This is a genomic window from Chryseobacterium sp. BGARF1, assembly GCF_001677955.1.
Taxonomy (GTDB): domain Bacteria; phylum Bacteroidota; class Bacteroidia; order Flavobacteriales; family Weeksellaceae; genus Chryseobacterium.
Genome location: NZ_LELA01000009.1, coordinates 30180 through 55275 on the forward strand (window position 1 = coordinate 30180; position 25096 = coordinate 55275).

Consider the following 25096-nt stretch of genomic DNA (forward strand, 5'->3'; position numbering starts at 1 on the left):
TAATGAGATGATTTTATCTAATATATTTCTTTTTTTTGTAGCTTGAATCCTATTCGAATGATAAAAGCTTCAAAAGAGATAAAATTTTACGCCTATTTAGGTTTTCTTCTAAGCGTTTTGGCTTACGTTATTATACAGTTGTATATAAAATCTAAACTTTCACAAATTAGCTGGACCGCTTCGGACTGGCTAATTAATTATCAAGACGGTGGGTTTAAAAGAAGAGGCTTATCTGGAAGCTTTCTGTTCTTTATCCAGGATCAATTTCATATTTCGCTACAAATGCAGATTTTTTGCATTCAGGCAATTTTTATTGGGCTTATTTTTTATTTTTTAATCCGAATAATCTTAGCAAAAAAGATCAATTGGCATATTTTACTATTAATTTGTTCACCACTTTGTCTTTTGTATTTACCCGTAAACATTTTCAATTCTGGGAGAAAAGAAATCATTTTATTAGCATTAATTTTATTTTTCTTGTCTGGAAAACCTACACAATTTAAAAAGTATTTTCTTTTCGGTGGTTTTCTTTTAGGCTTATTCCTGCATGAGCTTTTTTATTTTTATTTACCATTTATAATGGCTGCTTACATTTTAAAAACAAAAAAAACAGATGTAAAATATTTAGGAAGTCTTTTTTTAGCATCAACACTCGTAATTACATTTTTGTTCTTTTTCGGTGGCGAAATTAATCAGGGACAAAGTATTGAAATATTGAATAACCGCGGAATTGAACTGAGCAAATGGAATATTTTCACATATGATGCTGTAGAAGAAAGAAGAAATATAATCCTTGCCTATCAATCGTATATTTTATTTGCATTGGAGTTATTTTTTATGACTTTTCTATCATTCTTTTTTGTAAAAAAATATTTACCTCAGCACAAAAATGTTTTTAAAATATTCATCCTAATTTCTATGGCATGGGTTAGCCCGCTTTATTATTTAGGAGCAGATTGGTTTCGCTGGAACCATATTTATTCGTTCTTACTCATTATCTTAATTATTTCTGCTTTACCAGATAACAACGGAAAAAGATTTTGTATTGAGGGAAAGTTTAATATTCCATTGTCGATAGTAATTGTATTATTTTTCATTGTATTTTACCTTCATATACAATACGATACTTCAGGAAATTCAGCAGAATATTTATTAGATTTTATCGAGAGTAAGCTACACTTAAAAAGTTGATGTTCTTCTATAAAAAAACCGCCTCCAAAAGAAAGCGGTTTCAAAATTTATCTAAAATCTCAATTAAAATATCGCAGGATATTTCTGAGGATTTGTTTCATTAAATAGGGCGTAAATTCTTTCAACCATATCATCAGAAGATGGCTTAGAGAAATAATCTCCGTCACTTGCATACGCAGGTCTGTGATCATTCGCAGCAATCGTTAACGGATCTGAATCTAAGAATCTGAAAGCTTTTTGCTTCTCTAAAATCTGTTGCAAAATAAACGCTGAAGTTCCACCTTCTACATCTTCGTCGATGACAACCAATCTGTTGGTTCTTTTCACGCTTTCAGCAATTTCGTTCGTTAAATCGAAAGGAATTAAAGACTGAACATCAATAACTTCTGCAGAAATTCCTAATTTTTCTAATTCTTCAGCTGCTTCCATTACAATTCTCCAAGTCGAACCGTAAGTTACCAAAGTAACATCTTTTCCTTCTTTTGTAACTTCAATTTTTCCAACAGGAACAGTGAATTCACCTAAGTTATCAGGTTGTTTTTCTTTTAATCTGTATCCGTTCAGACATTCAACAATTACAGCTGGATCATCACTTTGAAGCATTGTGTTGTAGAATCCTGCAGCTTTCGTTAAGTTTCTTGGAACTAACACCAAAATACCTTTAGAAAGGTTCAAAATTCCCGCCATTGGAGAACCTGAATGCCAAACTCCTTCCAATCTGTGACCTCTCGTTCTGATAATTAGAGGTGATTTCTGACCACCTTTTGTTCTGTACTGAACCGTCGCTAAATCATCACTCATCCCTTGTAAACAATACAAAATATAGTCTAAATACTGAATCTCTGCGATTGGTCTTAAACCTCTCATTGCCATTCCGATTCCCTGACCTAAGATTGTAGCTTCACGGATTCCTGTATCGGCAACACGAACGTCACCGTATTTTTCCTGCATTCCTTCAAGACCTTGGTTTACGTCACCGATATTTCCGGCATCTTCACCAAAGACTAAAGTTTGAGGATATTTTTCGAATATTTTATCGAAATTATTTCTTACCACTACTCTTCCGTCTACATCTTCCGAAGCATCAGAATAGATTGGCTTGATTTCCTGAATATTTTCAGCTTTCCACTGAGACTGAGAATACAAATGAGAAGAATAATTGTCTTTTTCAACCTCAAAAATCTCATTATATTTCTGCATCAATTGGCTTCTTTCTGCAGAATTAGTTCCTCTTGTCGCTAATAAAGATCTTCTTACCAAATGGAAAACATCTTTCTTCGCTTTTGAAACCAATTTATTGAACTGGCTGATATAATTTTCAATTTCAGTATTCTGTCCTTTAAGATTTTCAACCAAAGGTAAAACTGAATTGATCAGATCTGTAATTGTTTTCTGGTAATTTTCCCAAGCATTTTTCTGCCCGGCTTTTACCGTTTTTTTAGCTTCATCATCTATTGAATCTAGTTCTTCAACAGTTGCCAAAACTTCTTCTTTTCCTTCAATCTCGATTGAATAATTCAAGATCCATTCTCTGAATTTCAATAATCCGTCAAACTGAGATTCCCAAGACAAACGCTCTTCATTCTTATATCTTTCGTGAGAACCTGAAGTTGAGTGACCTTGAGGCTGCGTCACTTCAATGACGTGAACTACCACAGGAACGCTTTCCATTCTTGCAAACTGTTCAGCTCTTGCATAAGCATCCAATAATGCAGGATAATCCCAAGCTTTCACCTGAATAATTTCACAACCTTGGTTTTCACCTTCTTTTCTTTGGAAACCGCTCAACATTTCAGCGATATCAGCTTTTGCTCTCTGATTTTTTGTTGGAACAGAAATTCCGTACCCGTCATCCCAAATAGAAACGATCATAGGAACCTGAAGCGCACAAGCAGCATTCAAAGTTTCCCAGAAATGACCTTCTGCTGTAGAAGCATCTCCAATTGTTCCGAAAGCAATTTCGTTACCTTCTCTTGAGAATTTTTCAGAACCGTCAAATTTTACGGTCTTGTATATTTTTGAAGCCTGCGCCAATCCTAATAATCTAGGCATTTGACCAGCCGTTGGAGAAATATCTGAAGAAATATTTTTCTGAGCTGTAAGATCTTTCCAGCTTCCGTCTTCATTCAAACTTCTTGTAGCAAAATGACCGTTCATCTGTCTTCCAGCTGAAGCAGGTTCTCTTTCTACACTTGTATCGGCGTACAATTGTGCAAAGAAACTTTCAACTGTCAAAGCATCTGCTGCCAAAGCAAAGGTTTGATCTCTGTAATATCCTGAACGGAAATCTCCATTTTTGAAAACTTTTGCCATTGCAAGCTGCGGAAGCTCTTTTCCGTCTCCAAAAATTCCGAATTTAGCTTTTCCGGTAAGTACTTCTCTTCTGCCAAGATAAGACATTTCACGAGAGATTCTTCCTAACTTATAGTCTTCAAGTATTTGATTTTTAAAATCTTGAAAGGAAATCTGTTGAGTTTCAATATAGGTTGTTTGCATTGCCAAATATTAAATTAATTTTATTAATGAAGTATTTTGCTAATATACACTTTTTATATTAATTTTAATTTTCAATAATGTTTTTTAAAAATTTGATAATCAAGATTATTCTATCTTAATTTTACATAATATAAAAAAATGGAAAAAAAATCGTCCCATATTCTGAATGCATCCAGCAATTTACTGGGTTTTTCTATGCTGATTATCACCTCACTTAAAATCACAAAAACGAGCCACAACACTTATTTAGATGAATTTGCGGGAGTTGCATGTGTACTTTTTGCATGCAGCTGTTTTTTATCATTTATGTCAATAAGATCAAAGAAGGAAAAGATGGAGAATAGGTACGAGCAGATTGCGGATTATTTATTTTTAACCGCTTTATTTTGTATTGTTTTGTCGGTGATTATGATTACAACAATGATTTTAGATTAAGAAATTATTTAAAATCTTTTTAAAATTTAACCAATGAATATCTCTCGCTGATTTTGCAGATTGCGCTGATCTATTTTAAATCTGCTAAATTTCCTTAATCTGTGAGCCTTAAAATAAACAAAAAAATCTTTTAGAACTTTCTTTCGATAACGTAATCAAGCATTTTATGTAAAGATTCTCTGACCTGAGAATCTGGAAATTCGTTAAGAATATCTTTAGCTTTTTGCTGAAAATCTTTCATTACGGTAATTGCATAATCTAAACCGCCCGAACTTTTTACAAAAGCAATTAGCTCCTTTACACGTTTTTGGTCGTTGTTATAACGTTTAATCGTATTGAAATAATACTTTCTGTCGGCTTCGCTTGCTATTTTTAAAGTATGAATCAAAGGTAGAGTCATTTTCTGTTCTTTAATGTCAATTCCAACTGGTTTTCCTATGACATTTGAACTTAAATAGTCGAATAAATCGTCTTTAATCTGAAAAGCCATTCCGGTGTACGTACCAAACTGCATCATTTTTTTTGCTAAATTTTCATCAGCATTATTTGATAAAGCACCAATTTCGCAACATGCAGCAATTAAAGTAGCCGTTTTCTGACGGATAATTTCATAATAAACATCTTCCGTAATATCGAGTTTTCTTGCTTTTTCCAGCTGAAGAAGTTCACCTTCAGACATTTCTCTGATGGTTCTGGAAATCACGGAAAGCAGATCGTAATCTTTATGGTCTGTAGAAAGTAAAACCGCTTTTGATAATAAAAAATCACCAACTAACACCGCGATCTTATTTTTCCACAACGCATTGATCGAAAAAAAATTACGACGTTTAAAGCTTTCATCCACTACATCATCATGCACCAAAGTTGCCGTGTGGATCAATTCTATCATTGAAGCGCCACGATACGTTTTTTCGTTAACGTCTCCAATCAGTTTTGCACACAAAAATACAAACATCGGACGCATTTGTTTTCCTTTTGTAGTAACAATAAAACGGGTTACTTTATCGAGTAAAGCAACTCTGCTCTGCATAGATTCATAAAACTTCTGTTCAAAAAGTTTCATTTCCTCATTAATTGGTTGCTTGATTTCTTCTACAATGTTTGCCACGAAGTAAGAATGATGGGTGAGTATTTATTAATTCTCACAAAGATAATTTTTTTCCGCCAATTTTAACAGAAATTACAAGTCTTTAAAGTTATTCTGAAAAAATTCAGTTATTAAGAAATTGAAAAGATTAAGAATTATGGTTCTTAGCTATTTAAGATGGAAAACTTCTAAACGCTAAAGTTCGCAAAAAATTTTAAGTCCTCGAAAACATTTTTAGTTCGCAACGGCGTTTCACTCAGCTAAGGTATTGGTTTCATTTGCTGAACAGAGTGCCTTTGCGAACAAAAAAAAGAAAAGCAACTATCAATAAGACCTTGTGAACATTGCGTTAAAGATGACATTGTACTTGGATAAGTTGTTTACTCATGTTGTAATTGGTAACGTTACTATCAAGATTTTTATAGGTTGTGGTGAAGAACCAAAAATTTAAGCATTTTAAAGTTTGAGTTTTTCTTTAGGAATAAGATAAAAAAATGGTTTGGTTTTCTTGATGGGCGAATAAAATCTTTCTCCTGAAATATAAACTCCGGTTTCATCAACAGTAATTCCCTCGATTTGACCAATCGTTAAAGCGCTTCCCAAATAAAGATGTCTTGGTTTTTCTCTGAAGAAAATTCCAGGTTCAGATTCATTAAAGATGCTTAGAAAAACCTCAGTTTTCTTGGTATACCCTACTACATAAAGCTTTTTATCAAAATAAGATGCGTCTGTAACGACAAAATTTGTCTTGTAAGATTCAATTTTTTCGGCAGCTTGATTTTCGAAATTTCCTGGATCAACCGTGTAATGAGTAGTCGATTTTGAAGCCCATTCTTTTGTGAAAATATGAATTTTACCGTTTAAATAGATCATCGATTCCAAATCAAAATCGGTGTTGATATTTCTTGACGTAAAATCTTTTTGCTCAGGATAATAAAATGAGATTGTTTTCATTGAATCATTTTGCAGCTGATTGTTTTGAAAAGGAATTTTATAAATTTTTAAATGTTGTCGAGTTCCTGCATTGTTTCCAAAATCACCAATGTAGAAGTTTTTGCCATCATTAGTTAATGCTTCCCAATCTTTATTTTCAGCATTTGTTTTTAAAACTTTTAGAATTTTTCCTGAATTTTTATCAATCTCATACAATTCTGCAGGGTTTCCGCTGTCGTTGAACGTATATAGTTTTCCATCAAAAAAATTCAATCCTGAAGTTTCCTGAATCGAATCGTTGAGAACTGAAATCCTATATTTTTTAAGCTTAAAAATTTCTGACTGTTGAGAAAAAGCAGTCTGAAAAAAGAATAGAGTAAATAGTAGAAAAACCTTCTTCATATAACAAAAATAAGGTTTTTGATGTGAATGGGTCGTTAATTTAAAATGTTTGTCCCGGAAACAAAGATGAGCTATTTTTTTTCAATATAACCTATCGCTATTTTATTACTGAAAAAATATTTTGTGTAAAACAACCAGTATTTCCCGTTTGTAATATCTTTTTTAAATAGCAAGTCATCTTTTGTGGGTAAAACTGTAACGCCATAAGTTTTCTTAGAAAAATTGTGTTTTTGAGAAGAGTATTGTAATGTTAAAAGATCTGATTTTGTAATAAAATTATTTTCCTCAAGAATCAGTCGACCTGTTCTTATATCAAATATGATTTCATTAATAATAGAATTAGATGCTCTGTTTTCAGAAAAAAACAGGAATAAAAAACCTATAATAAAAAACAATAAACCTTTGAAACTATCTTTCTTTTTTAATTTTTCATAAATAAGATATAGTAAAGAAAATACACAAAAGGCAGTACTGAAATAGAATAAAAATATCAAAAAAAATATCACTATTCTGCCTCTTTATTGGCCAACTGCCCACAAGCTGCATCAATATCACCACCACGGCTTTTACGAATCATCACCGTAATTCCTGCATTTTCAAGCTGACGAACGTAATTGTCTTCTGCTTTTTTGTTACACTGGTCATATTTTCCGTCACCAATTGGGTTGTATTGAATCAAATTCACTTTAGAAGGAACTTGTTTGCAATATTTGATCAAAGCTTTAATATCTTCATCTCCATCATTAATTCCTTTCCAGACACAATATTCGAAAGTAATAACTGAGCCTGTTTTTTTATACCAATACTGAAGAGATTCCATAATATCAGTCAAAGGAAATTTATCCGAGAACGGCATAATTTCGTTACGTTTCACTTCAATTGCTGAGTGAAGTGATAAAGCTAATTTCACACGCAACTCATCATCCGCAAGCATTTTGATCATCTTCGGAAGTCCGGATGTAGAAACAGTAATTCTTCTAGGTGACATTCCCAAACCTTCTGGCTGAGTAATTTTTCTGATGGCTTCAACTACATTTTTGTAATTCATCATCGGCTCACCCATTCCCATAAAGACAATGTTGGTAAGCGGTCTGTTGAAATACATTTTGCTTTGGCTGTCGATTAAGGCAACCTGATCTACGATTTCTGCAACTTCAAGATTTCTCATTCTCTTGAGTCTTGCTGTTGCACAAAATTCACAATTTAAAGAGCATCCCACTTGTGAAGAAACGCAAGCTGTTGTTCTGGTTTCTGTAGGAATTAAAACAGATTCTACCAATAAACCGTCGTGAAGTTTCACTCCATTTTTAATGGTTCCGTCTGTACTTTTCTGAAGCTGATCTACAGAAACTGGATTAATGGTATATTCTTCGGAAATTTTATCTCGAAGCTGCTTTGAAAGATTCGTCATCTCCTCTATTGAATGCAGATTTTTACTCCACAACCAATCATAAACCTGTTTCGCACGGAATGGTTTTTCTCCTAAAGATCCAAAATAATCTTTAAGCTGGTCGAGTGATAATGTACGGATATCTTTCATTGTAAGGTTGTAGATTTTAGGTTTCAGGTCGCAGATAACTATTATCTGCAACCTTTTACCTTATATCTTAATTAAATAATTAGCATTGCGTCACCATAAGAATAAAATTTATACTTTTCTTTTACGGCTTCTTCATAGGCGTGCATTAGGAAATCTTTTCCAGCAAATGCAGCAATCATCATCATTAAAGTTGATTTTGGCGTATGGAAATTGGTAATCATTGTGTTAGCAATTCCAAAATCGTGTGGCGGATAGATGAATTTATTAGTCCAACCATCGAAAGCTGAAATTTTTCTGTTTGAAGAAACAGACGTTTCAATTGCTCTCATTGTAGTTGTTCCTACTGCACAAACTCTTCTGTTTTCCTGAACTGCTCTGTTGATGATTTCAGCATTTTTCTCATCAATGATAACTTCTTCAGATTCCATTTTATGTTTAGATAAATCTTCTACCTCGATTGGGTTGAAAGTTCCTAATCCTACGTGAAGGGTAACCTCTGCAAAATCGATTCCTTTGATTTCTAATCTCTTCATCAAATGCTTAGAGAAATGCAAACCTGCAGTAGGTGCTGCAACAGCTCCTTCTACTTTTGCGTAAATTGTCTGATATCTTTCAGCATCTTCCGGCTCTACTTCTCTTTTGATATACTTTGGAAGTGGTGTTTCTCCTAGATCTTTTAATTTAGATCTGAATTCTTCATAAGAACCATCGAATAAGAATCTTAAAGTTCTACCTCTTGAAGTTGTATTATCAATTACCTCAGCAACCAAAGATTCATCTTCTGTAAAGAATAATTTGTTACCAATTCTTATTTTTCTTGCAGGATCTACCAAAACATCCCAAACACGAGTTTCTTTATCAAGCTCTCTTAATAAGAAAACTTCAATTTTAGCTCCGGTTTTTTCTTTATTTCCATACAATCGAGCAGGAAAAACTTTAGTATTATTAAAGATGAAAAGATCTTTCTCATCAAAATAATCTACTACATCTTTGAACATTTTGTGCTCAATAGTTTGCGTTTTTCTGTCAAGAACCATTAATCTAGCTTCATCTCTATGCTCTGAAGGATATTCTGCCAACAATTCTTCAGGAAGGTCGAAATTAAAATCGGATGTTTTCATTATTTTAAATTATGGTTTAAAAATTTATGTAAAATTACATGGTGTAATTTTCGAGGTGCAAATATACAACATTCTATACCCCTTTGTCAAGTCTTTATTTCGCTCCACTTTATTCATGGTGGTTACAGAGCCTAAATTTTATTATTTTTACTATATTATCAATGAAAAAATGATTATTTTGGCTTAATCAAAATAGTAAACGATGAGCAAATATTCTATTGAATCTTTTGTACATGAAACAAAAGAAAACCCTCTTGAGAGAGATTATTTCGAACTTGAAAAGCCTGCCCTCTTAGAAATCAACTTAAATAACCAAGCGGTCTGGACAAAAACAGGAAGTATGGTTGGTTATGTCGGTAATATCAATTTTGAAAGACAGGGAATGCTTTCTGGCGGACTTGGAAATTTATTAAAAAAAGCCATTAGTGGAGAAGGCTCTAAGCTGATGAAAGCCGAAGGAACCGGAAAGCTATATGTTGCCGATTCAGGAAAAAAAGTGAGAATTTTATATCTAAATAATGAAACAGTTTGTGTAAACGGAAATGATGTTTTAGCTCACGAACAAAGCATAAAAAGTGATATCACCATGCTGAAAAGCATTGCAGGAATGATGTCTGGAGGACTTTTTCAGGTAAAACTTTCCGGAACAGGGCATATCGCCATAACTACTCATGGCGAACCTTTAACTTTAATGGTAACCCCGGATTCACCAGTTTTTACAGACCCGAATGCTACTGTAGCCTGGTCTGGAAATTTAACCCCTGAACTAAAAACCAATGTTTCTTTCAAAAGTTTAATGGGAAGAGGAAGCGGTGAAGAGTTTCAGATGAAGTTTTCCGGAAATGGATGGGTTTTGATACAACCTTATGAAGAAGTTTATAGAGTTGAGAAATAAATATTAAAATGCGATTCAATAGAATCGCATTTTTTATTCTTCAAAATCTGACCAATAATTATATTCTTTAAATATTAATTTTTCAGGTAAAACTATACCTAAATCAGTTTTCTCAATCTTTTGAGTTGATTCTTCAAAAGCATAACCAGAAGTATAATAATTTGTTTGCTGACTACTTACAATGTATTTGAATTTAGGATTTAGAAATGATTTTATTTTTTCATTAATTTCGTCAGTTCTACTATAGTCTGCACTAAAGTTCACGTAATCGAATTGAGATTTTTCAATTTTTACAATTCCTGAGATTTTCTTTCTTTTTAATCTCGCATTTTTGAAAACAATAATATTATAATGTAAAGAATCTATTTTTTCGACTTTAATTACATTTCCTTTATCATAATCTTTTGTCTTTGGCTCTGGAAATTGATTTGAATATTTATAAACAAATGTTAGATTACCGTTCGATTTATTCACTTTAAAAACATGTCTTATACGATTCTCTTTCTCATAAATCGTAGCTATTATTTTATTATTTTGAGTTCTTAAAACTAAACTTTTATTATTGACGGAATCATAAAATGATTCGCTAATCCATTCTTGTTTATCCGGTTTTACTCGTATAGATTGTTCTCTTATAAAATAATCAAAATGATATTCCTGCGAAAAAACAAAGCTTGAAATAAAACAAAACAGTAGCAAAAAATTTTTCTTCATATAAAAGTATTTGTGAAAGGCAAATATATCTTTTTTATTAGAAATATTTAAAGTTTATCAAAAATCTAATATTTTTTTCCATTCCTCAAATTTTCTTTCAAAAGAAATCGTGTGAAGCGGACTTGTAGAAGGCAATAAATGTATTGGGATTCTAAAGTTTTTGCCTAATAACTTTTGCAGATTTTTATATGACTTTCCACCATTACAAAATATTGCCTGAATATTGGGATAGCTTTCCAAAAGTTCTTCAATCTGATTGGCTTCTTCATTTTTAATTTCAGAATCTAGGCTTCCTTTTCTTTCACAAGAATCGATGACATCCCAAATTGCGATGTGATTTTTCTTTAAAATATTAATTCGTACTGAATAATCTTCTGTAAATTCTTCGCTAAACAATTCAAAAATAATTTTCCAGAATTTATTTTGTGGATGAGCATAATATTGTTGCTTTTCGAGCGATTTTATACCCGGAATTGAACCTAAAATTAAAATTTTAGATCCTTTATCAATAAATGGTGAGAATGATGAGATTCGGTTTTGCATAATTCAAATATATAAATTTTGACTAAAGTCTTGATGATATTAAAAAACAAAAAGCGAGCCTTAGCTCGCTTCTATTGATATATTATAAATATTGAGAATATTAAAACCACCCCGTCAAAAATTCTTTGAATTTTCGCCACCCCTCCAAAGGAGGGGAATTTTTGAGGTAATTTTTTTCTACAAAGTTTCTTTTAACCAATCAAAGAATTCTCTCTGCCAAACTAAACCGTTTTGCGGATGAAGAACCCAGTGATTTTCGTTCGGGAAATAAACCAATTTAGATTTTAAACCTTTTAATCTTGCAGCCTGGAAAGCTTCCTGACCTTGCTCGTAAGGAACTCTAAAATCAATTCCTCCCTGAATAATCATAATTGGCTTATTCCATTTATCAACAAAGTTGCTTGGATTAAATTCTGTATATGCTTTTGGAAGTGGTTTTTCCCAAGGAGAACCTAAATCCCAGTTCGCGAACCAAAGTTCTTCTGTTGTTAAATACCAAGATTTCATATCAAACAATCCGTCGTGAGCAATGAACGTTTTGAATCTATTCTCGTGAATTCCAGCTAACATAAATACACTGTAACCACCGTAACTTGCTCCAACAGCTGCAACTCTTTCACCATCTACATAAGGTAAAGTTTTAGCATAATCTGTTGCTGCCAAATAATCTCTCATTGGCTGTCCACCCCAATCTCTTGAAATCTCTTCATTCCATTTGGTTCCCCACCCTGGCATTCCGCGACGGTTTGGTGCCACAACAACGTAACCGTTGGCTGCCATTAAAGCAAAATTCCATCTTGTGCTGAAAAACTGAGTCAATCCAGATTGTGGACCTCCCTGGCAATATACCAATGTAGGATATTTTTTATTCGGGTCGAAGTTGGGTGGATAATGAAACCATACTCCCATCTCTTTTCCATCTGAAGTTTTCACCATTTTTAATTCAGACTTTCCTTGTGCTAATTTTGCATAAGTATCTTTATTGACGTCTGTAACCTGACTTAATTCTCCATTTTTAAGATTTACTGAGAACAATTCTGCACCATGATTAATATCTGTTTTTGAAACCAAAAGAGATTTTTTTCCTTGTGCAAAAATATCATTTACATCAAAATTCCCTTTCGTAATTTGGCTTACTTTTGCATTTTTAAGGTCTACAGAAAATAACTGAACGGTTCCACGAAACGCTGCATTAAAATAAATACTTTTAGAATCGCTGCTCCAAAACGTTGTTCCGGTCACACTTTCGTCCCAGCTTCCTGTCATATTGCTTTTTGCACCGGTCTTCCAGTCCATTACCACAATATCATTTTTATCGGCTTCGTATCCTTCGTGTTCCATACTTTGCCACAACAACCATTTTCCATCGGGAGAAAATTTTGGATTAACATCGTAACCCATCATTCCTTCTGTTAAATTTTTTGTAGTTGCTGAAGCTAAATCGTAAGCGAAAATATCGGTGTTTGTACTTGTAGAATATTCTTTACCACTTTTAGGTTTGGTAACATATAAAAGCTTTGCAGAATCCGGGCTAAAAACGAAATCTTCCGCTCCACCGAAAGGTCTCTGTGGAGAATCCCAGGTTTTCCCTTCCAATAAATCTTTTGCAGAATCTACAGTTGAAGAAGTATCAACCACAAAAACGTGATTGTATTTCCCTTCATTAAAATAATCCCAATGTCTGTGGTTTAAATCTGTGTAAACCTGTGCAGTCGTTTTTGGAGTATCTGCATATTTATCTTTCCCCATTAGTTTTTCAACTAAAACCTGTTTGCTGAAAGCAATTTTCTTTCCATCTGGAGAAATAACGATATTATCTGCTTCACCGATGGTGTAAAATTCTGTCCAGGTTTTTCCGCTGTCTTTTGAAAGATAAATTTTCTCACCTTCCTGAGCGTAAAGTCCGTTTTTATCCCACTGAACAAGAGCTTTTTTACCTAAATCAATTTTAGAAGACTGATTATTGATAACATTCAGGAAATAGTTTTCGTTTTTTGTTTTTTCAGTTTTCAGATCAACCTGTCCGACTTTATAAATCAGTGATGATTGATCGGGAGAAACGGCCTGTACTCCAACTTTTTTCAAAGTCCAAAGAATTTCAGGTGTCATGAGTTGTTGTGCATTCATTAAGAAAGGCGCTGCCAAAGCGAGCAGACTGTACTTAAGTTTCATATTCTGTACTATTTTTATGAACTTTCGGGATTTTGAAATCACCTCGGCTCTTTTATTATTCTAAGATTGCCAAAGTTATGTAAATGTGATTAAACTTCAAATTTAATGTTGAGTTTAAAATTACAATGCTTAATTTTATGTTCGAAAAAAATCTCACAACCATGAAAAAACTTCTATTTTTTATTTCTATATTTTCATCTGCTTTCTTTTTTTCGCAGATAAATATGTCAGTGGCTACCCATTTTTATAATCCTTACCAAATGAACATTCAGGGAAACGGAACAATATATTACACACAAGATGGAACTACGCCAACTTTAAGCTCAAGCTCAGCAGTTAATAGTGTCAATATTTTAATTGATCAAAATAAAGAAATTAAAGCTTTTTTGGTAAGCAGTACAGGAAATACCTCTGTTGTTTTCACCAAAAAATATTTTACAGGAGCAATTCCTGATGCACATATTTTCTTTAAACCTCCTTCAGGATGGGCAAACGGAGCTTGTGTAAGAGTTGAAATGCTCAATCCGAATTCAATTGATGGTTTTGTTATAGACAATTTTGGTTCCGGATATTCTATGAACAACACCGGATGTAATGGCTGGTACAAAATCACCAAAAGTTTCGAAACCGCAAATGTAAGTTTCACTAACTGTTATTTATATCAAAATTTTCCTGGTAATATAGACACTCCACCAGTTCCTATGGGAAGTAGCATTTATTATGATTTTAGCAGTGGAGTTATCACTAATCCTCCATCTTGTTTATTAGGCACAAAAGATGTTAGACAGAAAGATATTACTTTAGTTAAAGTTTATCCGAATCCCGTTGCAGATGTTCTACAAATCAATACTGATAAAGATTTCGTGGAATATGAAATTTTGGATGGAACTGGAAGAGTAATTTCAAAAGAAAAATTCTTAAAGTCAATAGCTGTTCATCATTTAATTTCTGGAAATTATTTTGTGAAATTAATTGATAACAAAAATGATTTTGTTCTTGTTAAATTTATAAAGAAGTAGTTTTAATTTCAAATCATAATATCAATATCAAAAAATCCCAACTATATATTAGCTGGGATTTATATTTTAATTTACGATATCTTCATTTTCTTCTTCATAATCATCTTCGTTGTCGCTGATGCTGTAAAGATTATTTTCTTCATCTGGAAGCTGGTCTGTGATTTGTTCGAAATTATCATCATCTTCTGCTCCAGGAATATCTAAACCATAAGGCATTCCGTCGTTGACGTGACCGGGATTGGTTATGGGATTTCCGTCTCCGTCCAAAGGAATATGCTGCTCTTTGTTGAAAATATCTTCACTTGGCTTATAATCCATTTCCTCCAGTTTTCTGTCTTGTTCGTTTTTGTTATCTTCAGTGATCATAATAATTTTATTTTAGTGTTGATATAGAATAGACAAAAATGGTTCCAATTGGATAAGAGACAAGGAAAAAGTTGAAAGATTCAAGTTTTAAATTTAATATACTTCCGGATTTGCAATATGCGGCATTTTTTCACCTTTAGAAAAAGCAATAATATTTTCTGCAGCGAGTCTTGCCATTCCGTTTCTGGCTTCTATCGTGGCCGAACCGATGTGTGGAAGAACACATACATTCGACAATTGTAAAATAGGATCATTATCTTCAATAGGTTCCGGATTAGTAACATCCAAACCTGCTCCCCAAATTTGTCTGGAAACTAAAGCCTGATACAAATCTTTTTGATCATGAAAACCTCCTCTTGCCGTATTCACAAAAATTGCATTTTTTTTCATCCTTTCAAAAACTGAAGCGTTAAAAAGATTGATTTGTTCAGGTTTATAATTCGCATGAATACTCAAAACATCCGATTGCTCGATCAATTCATCGAAAGAAACATATTTTGCATTAAGTTCTTTTTCGGCTTCGTCATTATGATTTCTGTTGTGATAAATGATATTCATACCGAAAGCTTTCTTACATTTTTCAGCCATTTCAAAACCGATCCTACCTAAACCGAACACCCCCAAAGTTTTACCATACAATTCCTGTCCAAGTTCATAAAGCGGATCAAAATTCCCCCAATTTCCATCTTTTACTTTTTGAAAATAAAAACTCGCTCTTCTGGAAACCGATTGCATCAATAAAAATGCAATATCAGAAGTCGCCCGACTTAAAACATCCGGTGTATTTCCTATCGGAATATTTCTTTTGGTAGCTTCTTTAATATCAACATGATCAAAACCTACACTAAACAATGCAATTGCTTTTACATTGGGACATTGCTCAAAAAATTCCTGATCAAATTTATTACCACCAACATTTAAAATGGCATCGGTATTTTTGCAGTATTCTAACCATTCTTCATGTGACAAATCATCGTTTTCGGGAATGGTAACTTCCAAACCGGCTTCTTTCAGCATTGTAATTCCTGTTTCGGGAATTCTTTTGTTTATAAAAACTTTCATTATTTTATTTTTTAGACAAATAAAAAACCTCACTACTTTTACAAGTGAGGCTCCTATTAATTATTATTGACTTATTTTTTTTGATTTCATTCAAATTAAAGTCCAATTTTCGTTCCGAAAAGTTCGGATTAATGGTTTTAAATAAATTATTTTAATCTGATCAATTCGCCTTTTCTTTTTACAATATTTCTATAATCCCACTGAATTTCCACAGACTTTTTCAGCCAACGTAGAATATCAGTTTCATTAATTTCATTCACATTCTTATAAAATACAGATGCATCCTGAAATTTTTCACCTTCTACATTCAACTGTTCTTCATTAAAAGATTTTCCGCTCCAAAACATCAGGCGAATTCCCTTTTTCTGTTTGCTGTAACCCACAATCGGATTTCCTTCTAAAAACCAGACCGGATGTGCATGCCAGATTTTATTCTCAGAATCATTCAGCCCAGCATCAATCAATTGAGAAAGTTTTATGCAAATTTCTTTATCTGAATCTGATTGTTTTTCGTTATAATCAAAAATATCAGGGTTAATCATATCATTTTGGTTAAAAATTTGCTTGCTTCAAACTACTTTATATTAATGTAAATAATCCAAATTATTAGAACAGCAAGATGTACAATAGTTGAAAGTTTCGTTTCTTTTTTCATTATAAATGCTTTTATTCCATTAATGATTAATAAAATAACGTTTAGTATAGCTAAAATGAAAACCAATAAAACATCTAAGTTTGGCGTACATGGCCCAGATTTAAATTTCCCAGAAACATTTATTACAATTATTGTCAATATTGCTATTAAATAAAACATTATTGATTTTAGTGCATTCTTTTTTTCTTGACTCATATATATTTACAAGTTATGAGAACTAATCTTTCAGCTTACTGATTCGTATTATTCAACATCGGTACAAACTTATACGCTCCAAATTCCTCTTTTTCAATTTCTGTAGGAGAAATTTTGGTAAATCGATATAAAACCTGTTCATCTGTAGGACCTAATGGAATGACCATTTTCCCACCAACTTTTAATTGTTTTAATAACTCTGTTGGCAAAACCGATGCTCCACACGTCACGATAATTTTATCGAAAGGGGCAAAAGTAGGAAGTCCGGCAAAACCATCACCAAAACTCTGAAACTTGGGATACAAATGCATTTCTCTCAATTTCTTTTTAGAAAAATCGAAAAGATCTTTCTGTCTTTCCACCGTATAAACTAAAGCTTTCATAGCTAATAAAACTGCAGTTTGGTAACCACAACCGGTTCCTATTTCAAGCACTTTTTCTCCTGGTTTCACCTGCAAAAGCTCAGACTGCTCTGCCACTGTTGAAGGATGAGAAATCGTCTGATGCGCCAATATCGGAAAAGCACGGTCTTCGTAAGCATAATCTTCAAAAATGCTTTCAATAAAAAGATGTCTCGGAACTTCATTTATGGCAGAAAGTACATTTTCATCCGAAATTCCCATTTTGTGTCTGAGATATTCAACCAAATTTTTTCTTTTCCCTTTATGTACAAACGAATCATGCATCATCAACAGTTATTAGATAGTGTAGCTACAAAAGTAAAAAAACAATCAATACGTATCAACCTAAAAACTATCATCTATTTCCTAACACCTAAAATTATTATCTTTACAAAAATTACAACGCTATGTTAAAAGCAGGTTTGGTAGGCGCCGGACATTTGGGAAAAATACATTTAAGACTTCTTAATCAGTCAGATAAATACGATTTTGTAGGTTTCCACGATAAAGATGTAGAAAACGGAAGAAAGCTAGAAGCTGAATTCGGATATAAATATTTTGAAAATTTTGATGAATTATTAGATCAGATCGAAATGTTGGATATTGTTACTCCAACACTTTATCATTACGACTATGCTCTAAAAGCTATCGAAAAAGGTCTTCATTTTTTCATTGAAAAACCAGTGACTCAAACCCTTGAACAGGCTGAAGAAATTCTCTCAAAATGTCGTGAGAACGGCATCAAAGCACAAGTTGGTCACGTTGAAAGATACAATCCTGCATTTATTGGAGCAAAAGATTATATTCAGAATCCGATGTTTATTGAGATTCACCGTTTGGCAGAATTTAATCCTCGCGGAACTGATGTTTCTGTAGTTTTAGACTTAATGATTCACGATCTTGATATTTTGTTGAGCGTGGTAAAATCAAAAGTAAAAAACATTCATGCTAGTGGCGTTTGTGTCGTAAGCAAAACTCCGGATATTACCAATGCAAGAATTGAGTTTGAAAACGGTTGTGTTGCCAACTTAACAACATCAAGAATTTCTATGAAAGCGATGAGAAAAAGCCGTTTTTTCCAGAAAGACGCTTATATTTCTGTTGATTTCTTAGAGAAAAAAGCTGAGGTCATCAGAATGAAAGATGCTCCTGAAAATCCTACTCCGTTTGATATGATCATTGAAAATGCGGAAGGTGAGAAAAATCAGATTTTATTTGAATACCCAAATATTCAGGCAAACAATGCGATTTTGGATGAATTAAATTCTTTTGCTGATGCTATTTTAGAAGATAAAAATGTAGAAGTTTCTTTGGAAGACGGAACCGAAGCGTTGAAAGTAGCTTTAGAAATTATGAAATTGATTTCTTAATTTTTAATCAGATTACAATTTACATTTATCATTTTGATAATATAATTATAAAAACATTGCAAATCCCTTTTAGTTTCTGAAAGGGATTTTTTATCACCAAGGTTAAATTACAGATCTATTCTTTTCATTACATTATTCTGTAGATTCATTACATTTCAAAAAAAACAAGTTTTTACATCCGTTTATTCTTTAGAAATTTACACTCAAATAAATGACAATTGATTATGGGGAGATACAGAAATATTATTTTTTATGTAGCAACAATTATCTTTTTTTCTGCATTAATGTACTGGTTCTTTGTGGAAGGAAAAACCCTAGAGATAGGGGAAAATATTCCGCCAAGCAAAGTTACTGGGAATACAATGTGGGAAAATTTCACCGATTCTTTTTTATCTAATCTGCATCATCCGTTAGCTCTTTTACTGGCACAGATCGTTACCATTATTTTGGTTGCAAAATTATTTGGCTGGATCTGCGTGAAACTAAAACAGCCTTCAGTAATTGGAGAAATGATTGCCGGAATTGTTTTAGGGCCATCACTTTTTGGATTATACTTTCCTGAGCTTTCGGCGTTTATTTTTCCGAAAGAATCATTAGGAAACTTACAGTTTTTAAGTCAGATTGGTTTAATTCTCTTCATGTATATTGTCGGAATGGAGCTTGATTTAAGTGTTTTAAGAAAAAAGGCACACGATGCAATCGTGATCAGCCACGCAAGTATCATCATTCCTTTTGCTTTGGGAGTTGGGCTGTCTTATTTCATTTATAAAGAATTTGCTCCGGAAGGAATTCAGTTCAGTTCCTTTGCTTTATTTATAGCGATTGCGATGAGTATTACCGCATTTCCGGTTCTCGCCAGAATTGTACAGGAAAGAAATTTACATAAAACCAAAATAGGAACCGTAGTTATTACCTGTGCTGCAGCCGATGATATTACAGCCTGGTGTATTTTAGCGGCCGTAATTGCAGTGGTAAAAGCAGGATCTTTTTCGGGATCAATTTTCGTGATTATCATGGCGATTGTTTATGTTTTCATCATGATTAAAGCGGTAAGACCATTCTTACATAGAATTGCAGAATCTCAGAAAGGAAAAGGTTTTATCAGCAAAGCATTGGTTGCTGTATTCTTCTTAATCCTTATTATTTCTTCATACGCAACAGAAGTTATAGGGATTCACGCATTATTCGGAGCTTTTATGGCAGGAGCAATTATGCCTGAAAATGTAAAATTCAGAAACTTATTCATCGAAAAAATAGAGGATGTTGCGTTGGTTTTATTACTTCCGCTTTTCTTTGTATTTACAGGTTTAAGAACACAAGTGGGATTATTAAATGATCCACATCTTTGGAAAATAGGAGGATTTATTATTCTTACAGCCGTTATCGGAAAATTTGTAGGAAGTGCATTGACCGCTAAATTTTTAAAACTAAGCTGGAAAGACAGTCTCACCATTGGTGCATTGATGAATACAAGAGGTTTAACCGAACTTATCGTTTTGAACATCGGTTATGACCTTGGAGTTTTAGGTCCTGAATTGTTTACAATGTTGGTCATCATGGCGTTATTCACCACCTTTATGACCGGACCTTGTCTTGACATTATTAATTATTTCTTTAAAGGCAAAAAATCATCACTGGAAGAAGAGGAGCATGATGAAAACGATGCAAAATACAGAGTTCTTTTATCTTTTGAAACTCCGGAATCAGGAAGTACATTACTGAAACTTGCCGATAATCTTACGCATAAAATGAATGGCAACAAAAACGTAACCGCAATGAATATCGCTCCTGTAGACGAATTGCATGCCTTTGATATCGATAATTTTGAGAAAGAACAGTTTAAAAACGTGATCGAAACTTCACAGGAACTTCAGCTTGAGGTCACTACCCTTTTCAAAGCTTCCACAGATATTGAAAATGATCTGACGAATATTTCGAACAAAGGAAATTATGATCTTCTTTTGATCATGCTCGGAAAATCGATGTACGAAGGAAGTTTGCTGGGAAGGCTTTTAGGCTTCACCACCAAAATCATTAATCCTGAAAAATTGTTAAATACCGTAAAAGGGAAAGGTAATATTTTCAACAATTCTCCATTTGATGATTCTACACTACAAATCCTCGATAACACGAATATTCCTGTGGGAGTTTTGGTAGACAGAGATTTTAATTCTGCAGACAGAGTGTTTATTCCCATCTTTAATTTAAGTGATTTTTATTTGCTTGAATATGCAAAAAGACTGATTAACAATAACAATTCACAAATTATTATTTTGGATGTTGCAGGACAGATTAGAAATAATATTGAAGTGAAAGAACTGATTAGAAGCATCGAACAGGTTGCCCCCAATCACATTACTTTATATAACGAAAAGCAAATCGAGAAAGAGTTTTTACAATCTCAGGATCTAATGCTGATCAGCAAAAAAAGCTGGAGAGGTTTGATTGACTCTAAAAGTCTTTGGTTGTCAGACATCCCTTCAACGTTGATTATCTCAAATCCTTGATAAATAATTTTCATAAATTTAGATATTGATATTTTACTAAAAAAGCCCGAAACTTGATGAGTTTCGGGCTTTTTATATTTAAATGAAAATAGAATCATTAAAAAATTCTGTTTCCTTCTTTAATAGAACGTGAAAGATTTTTATCTAAAATTATTTTGTACGTATCGACTTAGAAAGAATTGCATTTTTTTTCATTAAAAAATCGGGCATTAAATCGGTGGGAAGAAAGAGTTTGCTTTCCCCATCATTCTCTAAAATGCTTACAATCTCGGGGTTCCAACTCAAGAGATCATTCATATCAATTTTTAATTCTTCAGCAATTATACCCAGCTTAAATCCCGCATTAATTTCCGTTTCCGACAAAGCAATTTCCTGAGAATCTGTCTTCCTCGAATTCAGAAGAGAGATGGTTCTTGCATCATTGTAATTGGATAATACCGAATTTAATTCTCCTGTTGCATAACATGCATTGAGATATTTCTTCACATGATTGATGGTTTCTGCAGGCAAATATTTAGAAAAAACATGATACTGTGTAGAATTAGCAGCCTGCATTGCTTTAGCAATATTTCCTTCTCCACAATTATAAGCTGCAACTACGGTTACCCAATTGTTGTATTTTTTATATAAATTTTTCAACGAAACGGCAGCTGTTTTTGTGCTTCTGTATAGGTCACTTCTGCGGTCTTCTGTTAAACCATATTGGTTGGCGTGAGCCGTCATAAACTGCCAAACTCCCACTGCCCCAGCGCTTGAAGTAATATTTCTATTGAAATGAGATTCAATTAAAGCTAAATTCCTCAAATGCTTTGGCAAACCTTTTTCAACCATAGAAAATTCAATAAAAGTGACAATTTCTTTATTGGCTTCTATGATATTCTTGTATTTCCTCACGCTGCTTTCTGAAGTATCAGAAGCTGCAAGAAACTGAGCATTCGCAAAATGCGAACAACTTAGGAATACGACGCTTAAAATGATATTTTTGAAATTTGGTTTCATTTTTATGTTTCTAATATAGCCTAAAAATCATAACTATCTTTTGATTATTTCTAAAACCTGTTTAAAATTCATATTCTTAATTTTCTTCACTTAAATAAACATTGTTTATTCTTTATTTTAAAACATTAAGTAATTAAGAAGTTCTTTAATAATCAATAAATTTAAGAAATCAATAATTTGATTTTGATTAAATTTCATTAAGTATATGAACTGAAGTCTTAACTTCTTAATGTTAAATATTTGACAACAGCTCAACACTTTTTAATATTCTCGCAGATTAAACAGATTTTGCAGATTTTAATAAATCAGCTTGATTAGCTAAATCTGCGAGAAAATTTATACAGACTTCTGAAATCAATCAACTTTCCAGCTGATTTTTCCTTCTTCGGCGTTCCAGTCTACTGAAAGGTTTTGTCCGGATTTTATTTCTTCTCTTACAATCATTTTCGAGATCGGTCTTGCCAATTGCGATCTGATCACTCCTGAAATTTGTCTAGCTCCATATTTACTGCTGAATCCATTTAAAGCTAAATTTTTCACGGCTTCATCACTAATTTTCAAACTCATTCCTAATCTCGTTAATGAATTATGAAGCGATTTTAACTGAATATTAAAAATTCTTTCAGCAATCGATTCTGTAATCGGTGCAAAAGGAATGATTTCAGTAATTCTTGCCAAAAATTCTGGTCTGAATTTTCCGGAATTCGACATAATCTGCATCAATGAATTAGATTCAGGAACTTTTCCTTCTTCAAACTGTTTTACAATTTCTTCGCTTCCAATATTTGAAGTAAACAAGATCAAAGCATTGCTGAAATCGCCTTCTTTTCCAAGCTTATCATGAACTTTTCCTTCGTCCATGATCTGTAAAAACACATCAAAAACCGAATGATGCGCTTTTTCAATTTCATCAAATAAAACGACCGTATAAGGTTGCTGTCTAATCTTATTCACCAACATTCCACCTTCTTCGTAACCAACATAACCAGGAGGCGCACCATATAAAAGTGCTGCAGAATGCTCTTCTTTAAATTCTGACATATCGAAACGCACCATTGCTTTTTCATCGTTAAAAAGCAATTCTGCCATTGATTTTGCCAATTCTGTTTTTCCGGTTCCGGTTGGTCCCAAAAGGAAGAATGATCCAATGGGTTGTCCCGGTTTGTTCAAACCGCTTCGGTTTTCAACTATAGCGTCTGAAAGTATTTTCAAAGCATGATCCTGACCAACAACTCTGTTCATCAGAAGACCTTCCATATTCAGCAATTTCTCTTTTTCCTGAGCCTGAATTTTACCAATCGGAATATTGGTTTTTGCCGCCATTACTGCCGCCAATTCCAGACGGTCAACTTTTTCTCTTTTCTTGGCCGCATGTTCCAAAAGTTCAGCATAAGTATCTTCAATAGTTTTTTGAATATGCTCTACCGGCATAGAATTGTCGATTTGCGGCTGTTCGCTCAGAGAACCCCACAAAATCGGGCTTATTTTATCTCTTAATAAATTGTAATTCCAAATTAATTCATCGGCTTTATCTTTATCATCAAAATATTCTTCTTGTAAAATATTTTCATAAATTTCTTTCCAGCTTTCCAATTCCTTTTCAGAAAGTTCATCAAGCATTTTTATTGCTGCCATTGTTCGGTCTAAAAGATCAATCGCTGCATCGGGAAGTTTTTTACCTTTTGCATAACGTTTTGCTAAACGTACACATTCAGGAATTGCATTTTTTTCAACTTCAATTCCGTGATGTTTTTTATAACCATCCAATAAAACATCAATCATTTTCACACATGTTTTTTCGTCCGGTTCAAGCACAGTTAAAACTTCAAAACGACGGTTAAAAGCCTGTTCTGGTTCAATAATTTTTCTGTATTCTTCTTGAGTAGTCGCTCCGATAACAGTAATTTCACCTCTTGCCAATTCAGGTTTAAGGATATTCCCGATATTTCCGATGCTCCCTTTTGGGTCTAAAAGCGTGTGAATTTCATCAATAAATAAAACTGCTTTTTCAATTTTCTTGCATTCATTGATTACTTTTTTCAGACGGTCTTCAATTTCACCTTTATAAGAAGTTCCTGCCAATAAAGCTCCTGTATCGAGTTCTAATAAAGTAGCATTTTTAAGCATTTCAGGAACATTTCCTTTGATAATCTCTGTCGCAAAACCTTCTACCAAAGCTGTTTTACCAACTCCGGGTTCGCCTACGATAATTACATTGGGCTTGCTTCTACGACAAAGAATTTCTACTAACATTCTAAGCTCTTTATCCCTACCTATAATATTTTCTATATCGCCATTTCTCGCCTGTGCGGTTCGGTCGACGCAATAGCTTTTAATCGACGGAAAAGAAGAATCTGAAAAGTCTGAAGAACCTCCAAACAAAGATGAAATATCTCCATTTTCTGAAGCTGCAAAAGGAGTATCTTTTCGGTATAAATTAAAAATTTCGTGCTCTCTTAAAGGAAGCGACTTCAACTGTTGTAATGTAAAAGCAACCTGTGGTTTTACAATTGCTGTAAGAATACAGATTGGAGTAATCTCATCTAAACCAAGTTTTAAACGTATATCATCTGCTTCTTCAAGTATTTGATCTACAAATTCGCCTTCACCAACTTCTGCTGGAAGATGAGTCGTTTTAGGATAATCTTCAATACGCACATCTGCCCATTCGTAAAAATATCCAGGATCTTTATCTATGGTTTTCAGAAACTCATTTAAGCCGATATCTTTATGCATTAAAGCCTGCAAAATATGCGGACCATCGTAAGTAGCGTTGTAATTTTCTCTGGCAATTGACTGTGCAATATGAAACAATTGTTTTACAGTCTCGTTGGTAACAAGTACTCCCATTTATATTTTAATATTAATATTTTTGACTTTTTTGGTATAACTAAAATAAGTTTTTTTTGTCAATCACTAAAATTAAATGATGTTTATTTACAATTGCAGGGATTTATTAAATCTGAAAAATCAAGTTTGTAATGATATTATTT

The 25096-nt window shown here is 33.1% G+C and carries 20 protein-coding genes; 6 read left to right on the forward strand and 14 right to left on the reverse strand.

Annotation, left to right across the window (positions count from 1 at the left end; genetic code table 11):
• The first annotated feature begins 57 nt into the window (after nt 1-57).
• A complete protein-coding gene (locus AB671_RS02320) occupies nt 58-1191 on the forward strand; it encodes a hypothetical protein (RefSeq protein WP_066676340.1) in 1134 nt (377 codons plus the stop codon).
• A gap of 63 nt (nt 1192-1254) precedes the next feature.
• Here AB671_RS02320 and AB671_RS02325 read toward each other — a convergent pair whose 3' ends face one another.
• The gene (locus AB671_RS02325; RefSeq protein WP_066676338.1) at nt 1255-3687 is read right to left on the reverse strand and encodes a thiamine pyrophosphate-dependent enzyme; all 2433 of its coding nucleotides are present in this window, start codon (nt 3685-3687) and stop codon (nt 1255-1257) included.
• Between the two features lie 138 nt (nt 3688-3825).
• Here AB671_RS02325 and AB671_RS02330 point away from each other — a divergent pair, with 138 nt between their 5' ends.
• Nucleotides 3826-4122 (forward strand): hypothetical protein, encoded by a 297-nt coding sequence (locus tag AB671_RS02330; RefSeq protein ID WP_066676336.1) that lies wholly within the window; start codon nt 3826-3828, stop codon nt 4120-4122.
• A gap of 130 nt (nt 4123-4252) precedes the next feature.
• Here AB671_RS02330 and AB671_RS02335 read toward each other — a convergent pair whose 3' ends face one another.
• From AB671_RS02335 to queA, 4 genes are all read right to left on the reverse strand, one after another.
• A complete protein-coding gene (locus AB671_RS02335) occupies nt 4253-5230 on the reverse strand; it encodes a polyprenyl synthetase family protein (protein ID WP_066676334.1) in 978 nt (325 codons plus the stop codon).
• 435 nt (nt 5231-5665) lie between these two features.
• A complete protein-coding gene (locus tag AB671_RS02340; protein ID WP_066676331.1) occupies nt 5666-6544 on the reverse strand; it encodes a hypothetical protein in 879 nt (292 codons plus the stop codon).
• 505 nt (nt 6545-7049) lie between these two features.
• Complete coding sequence (rlmN, locus tag AB671_RS02350) at nt 7050-8084, reverse strand: 23S rRNA (adenine(2503)-C(2))-methyltransferase RlmN (RefSeq protein WP_066676328.1); 1035 nt, start codon at nt 8082-8084, stop codon at nt 7050-7052.
• Between the two features lie 71 nt (nt 8085-8155).
• Nucleotides 8156-9205: a tRNA preQ1(34) S-adenosylmethionine ribosyltransferase-isomerase QueA gene (gene queA / locus AB671_RS02355; protein WP_066676326.1), complete on the reverse strand. Its 1050-nt coding sequence runs from the start codon at nt 9203-9205 to the stop codon at nt 8156-8158.
• Between the two features lie 202 nt (nt 9206-9407).
• Here queA and AB671_RS02360 point away from each other — a divergent pair, with 202 nt between their 5' ends.
• Entirely contained in the window at nt 9408-10100 is a 693-nt protein-coding gene (locus AB671_RS02360; protein WP_066676324.1) for an AIM24 family protein, read from the forward strand.
• Nucleotides 10101-10133: 33 nt separating this feature from the next.
• Here AB671_RS02360 and AB671_RS02365 read toward each other — a convergent pair whose 3' ends face one another.
• The 3 genes from AB671_RS02365 to AB671_RS02375 form a co-directional block, all read right to left on the reverse strand.
• Nucleotides 10134-10814 carry a hypothetical protein gene (locus tag AB671_RS02365; RefSeq protein WP_066676322.1) on the reverse strand — a complete coding sequence of 227 codons (681 nt, stop codon included), beginning with the start codon at nt 10812-10814 and terminating at the stop codon, nt 10134-10136.
• A gap of 57 nt (nt 10815-10871) precedes the next feature.
• Nucleotides 10872-11357: a DNA-deoxyinosine glycosylase gene (locus AB671_RS02370; RefSeq protein WP_066676320.1), complete on the reverse strand. Its 486-nt coding sequence runs from the start codon at nt 11355-11357 to the stop codon at nt 10872-10874.
• A gap of 177 nt (nt 11358-11534) precedes the next feature.
• Nucleotides 11535-13529, reverse strand: coding sequence for a S9 family peptidase (locus AB671_RS02375; RefSeq protein WP_066676318.1), 1995 nt, complete (start codon nt 13527-13529; stop codon nt 11535-11537).
• Between the two features lie 161 nt (nt 13530-13690).
• Here AB671_RS02375 and AB671_RS02380 point away from each other — a divergent pair, with 161 nt between their 5' ends.
• Nucleotides 13691-14548 (forward strand): FN3 associated domain-containing protein, encoded by an 858-nt coding sequence (locus tag AB671_RS02380; protein ID WP_185114070.1) that lies wholly within the window; start codon nt 13691-13693, stop codon nt 14546-14548.
• A gap of 66 nt (nt 14549-14614) precedes the next feature.
• Here the strand turns inward: AB671_RS02380 and AB671_RS02385 are convergent, their stop codons facing one another.
• From AB671_RS02385 to AB671_RS02405, 4 genes are all read right to left on the reverse strand, one after another.
• The gene (locus AB671_RS02385) at nt 14615-14914 is read right to left on the reverse strand and encodes a hypothetical protein (RefSeq protein WP_066676310.1); all 300 of its coding nucleotides are present in this window, start codon (nt 14912-14914) and stop codon (nt 14615-14617) included.
• A 93-nt stretch (nt 14915-15007) separates the two neighbouring features.
• Complete coding sequence (locus tag AB671_RS02390) at nt 15008-15976, reverse strand: 2-hydroxyacid dehydrogenase (protein WP_066676309.1); 969 nt, start codon at nt 15974-15976, stop codon at nt 15008-15010.
• A gap of 146 nt (nt 15977-16122) precedes the next feature.
• Complete coding sequence (locus AB671_RS02395) at nt 16123-16518, reverse strand: DUF1801 domain-containing protein (protein ID WP_066676307.1); 396 nt, start codon at nt 16516-16518, stop codon at nt 16123-16125.
• 343 nt (nt 16519-16861) lie between these two features.
• A complete protein-coding gene (locus AB671_RS02405; protein ID WP_066676303.1) occupies nt 16862-17512 on the reverse strand; it encodes a protein-L-isoaspartate(D-aspartate) O-methyltransferase in 651 nt (216 codons plus the stop codon).
• Nucleotides 17513-17634: 122 nt separating this feature from the next.
• Here AB671_RS02405 and AB671_RS02410 point away from each other — a divergent pair, with 122 nt between their 5' ends.
• On the forward strand, nt 17635-18597 hold the full coding sequence (locus tag AB671_RS02410) for a Gfo/Idh/MocA family protein (RefSeq protein WP_066676301.1): 963 nt from the start codon (nt 17635-17637) through the stop codon (nt 18595-18597).
• A 224-nt stretch (nt 18598-18821) separates the two neighbouring features.
• Nucleotides 18822-21104, forward strand: coding sequence for a cation:proton antiporter (locus AB671_RS02415; protein WP_066676299.1), 2283 nt, complete (start codon nt 18822-18824; stop codon nt 21102-21104).
• Between the two features lie 150 nt (nt 21105-21254).
• Here the strand turns inward: AB671_RS02415 and AB671_RS02420 are convergent, their stop codons facing one another.
• Nucleotides 21255-22103, reverse strand: coding sequence for a lytic transglycosylase domain-containing protein (locus tag AB671_RS02420; protein ID WP_066676297.1), 849 nt, complete (start codon nt 22101-22103; stop codon nt 21255-21257).
• A 354-nt stretch (nt 22104-22457) separates the two neighbouring features.
• Nucleotides 22458-24953, reverse strand: a complete 2496-nt coding sequence (locus AB671_RS02425; RefSeq protein ID WP_066676295.1) for an ATP-dependent Clp protease ATP-binding subunit — start codon at nt 24951-24953, stop codon at nt 22458-22460.
• Nucleotides 24954-25096: the final 143 nt, after the last annotated feature.

Bases quoted from the DNA above. Each gene is read 5' to 3' on its own strand.
- AB671_RS02320 (WP_066676340.1), top strand. From the start codon at position 58: ATGATAAAAGCTTCAAAAGAGATAAAATTTTACGCCTATTTAGGTTTT.
- AB671_RS02325 (WP_066676338.1), bottom strand. From the start codon at position 3,687: ATGCAAACAACCTATATTGAAACTCAACAGATTTCCTTTCAAGATTTT.
- AB671_RS02330 (WP_066676336.1), top strand. From the start codon at position 3,826: ATGGAAAAAAAATCGTCCCATATTCTGAATGCATCCAGCAATTTACTG.
- AB671_RS02340 (WP_066676331.1), bottom strand. From the start codon at position 6,544: ATGAAGAAGGTTTTTCTACTATTTACTCTATTCTTTTTTCAGACTGCT.
- rlmN (WP_066676328.1), bottom strand. From the start codon at position 8,084: ATGAAAGATATCCGTACATTATCACTCGACCAGCTTAAAGATTATTTT.
- queA (WP_066676326.1), bottom strand. From the start codon at position 9,205: ATGAAAACATCCGATTTTAATTTCGACCTTCCTGAAGAATTGTTGGCA.
- AB671_RS02360 (WP_066676324.1), top strand. From the start codon at position 9,408: ATGAGCAAATATTCTATTGAATCTTTTGTACATGAAACAAAAGAAAAC.
- AB671_RS02365 (WP_066676322.1), bottom strand. From the start codon at position 10,814: ATGAAGAAAAATTTTTTGCTACTGTTTTGTTTTATTTCAAGCTTTGTT.
- AB671_RS02370 (WP_066676320.1), bottom strand. From the start codon at position 11,357: ATGCAAAACCGAATCTCATCATTCTCACCATTTATTGATAAAGGATCT.
- AB671_RS02375 (WP_066676318.1), bottom strand. From the start codon at position 13,529: ATGAAACTTAAGTACAGTCTGCTCGCTTTGGCAGCGCCTTTCTTAATG.
- AB671_RS02380 (WP_185114070.1), top strand. From the start codon at position 13,691: ATGAAAAAACTTCTATTTTTTATTTCTATATTTTCATCTGCTTTCTTT.
- AB671_RS02385 (WP_066676310.1), bottom strand. From the start codon at position 14,914: ATGATCACTGAAGATAACAAAAACGAACAAGACAGAAAACTGGAGGAA.
- AB671_RS02390 (WP_066676309.1), bottom strand. From the start codon at position 15,976: ATGAAAGTTTTTATAAACAAAAGAATTCCCGAAACAGGAATTACAATG.
- AB671_RS02395 (WP_066676307.1), bottom strand. From the start codon at position 16,518: ATGATTAACCCTGATATTTTTGATTATAACGAAAAACAATCAGATTCA.
- AB671_RS02405 (WP_066676303.1), bottom strand. From the start codon at position 17,512: ATGCATGATTCGTTTGTACATAAAGGGAAAAGAAAAAATTTGGTTGAA.
- AB671_RS02410 (WP_066676301.1), top strand. From the start codon at position 17,635: ATGTTAAAAGCAGGTTTGGTAGGCGCCGGACATTTGGGAAAAATACAT.
- AB671_RS02415 (WP_066676299.1), top strand. From the start codon at position 18,822: ATGGGGAGATACAGAAATATTATTTTTTATGTAGCAACAATTATCTTT.
- AB671_RS02420 (WP_066676297.1), bottom strand. From the start codon at position 22,103: ATGAAACCAAATTTCAAAAATATCATTTTAAGCGTCGTATTCCTAAGT.
- AB671_RS02425 (WP_066676295.1), bottom strand. From the start codon at position 24,953: ATGGGAGTACTTGTTACCAACGAGACTGTAAAACAATTGTTTCATATT.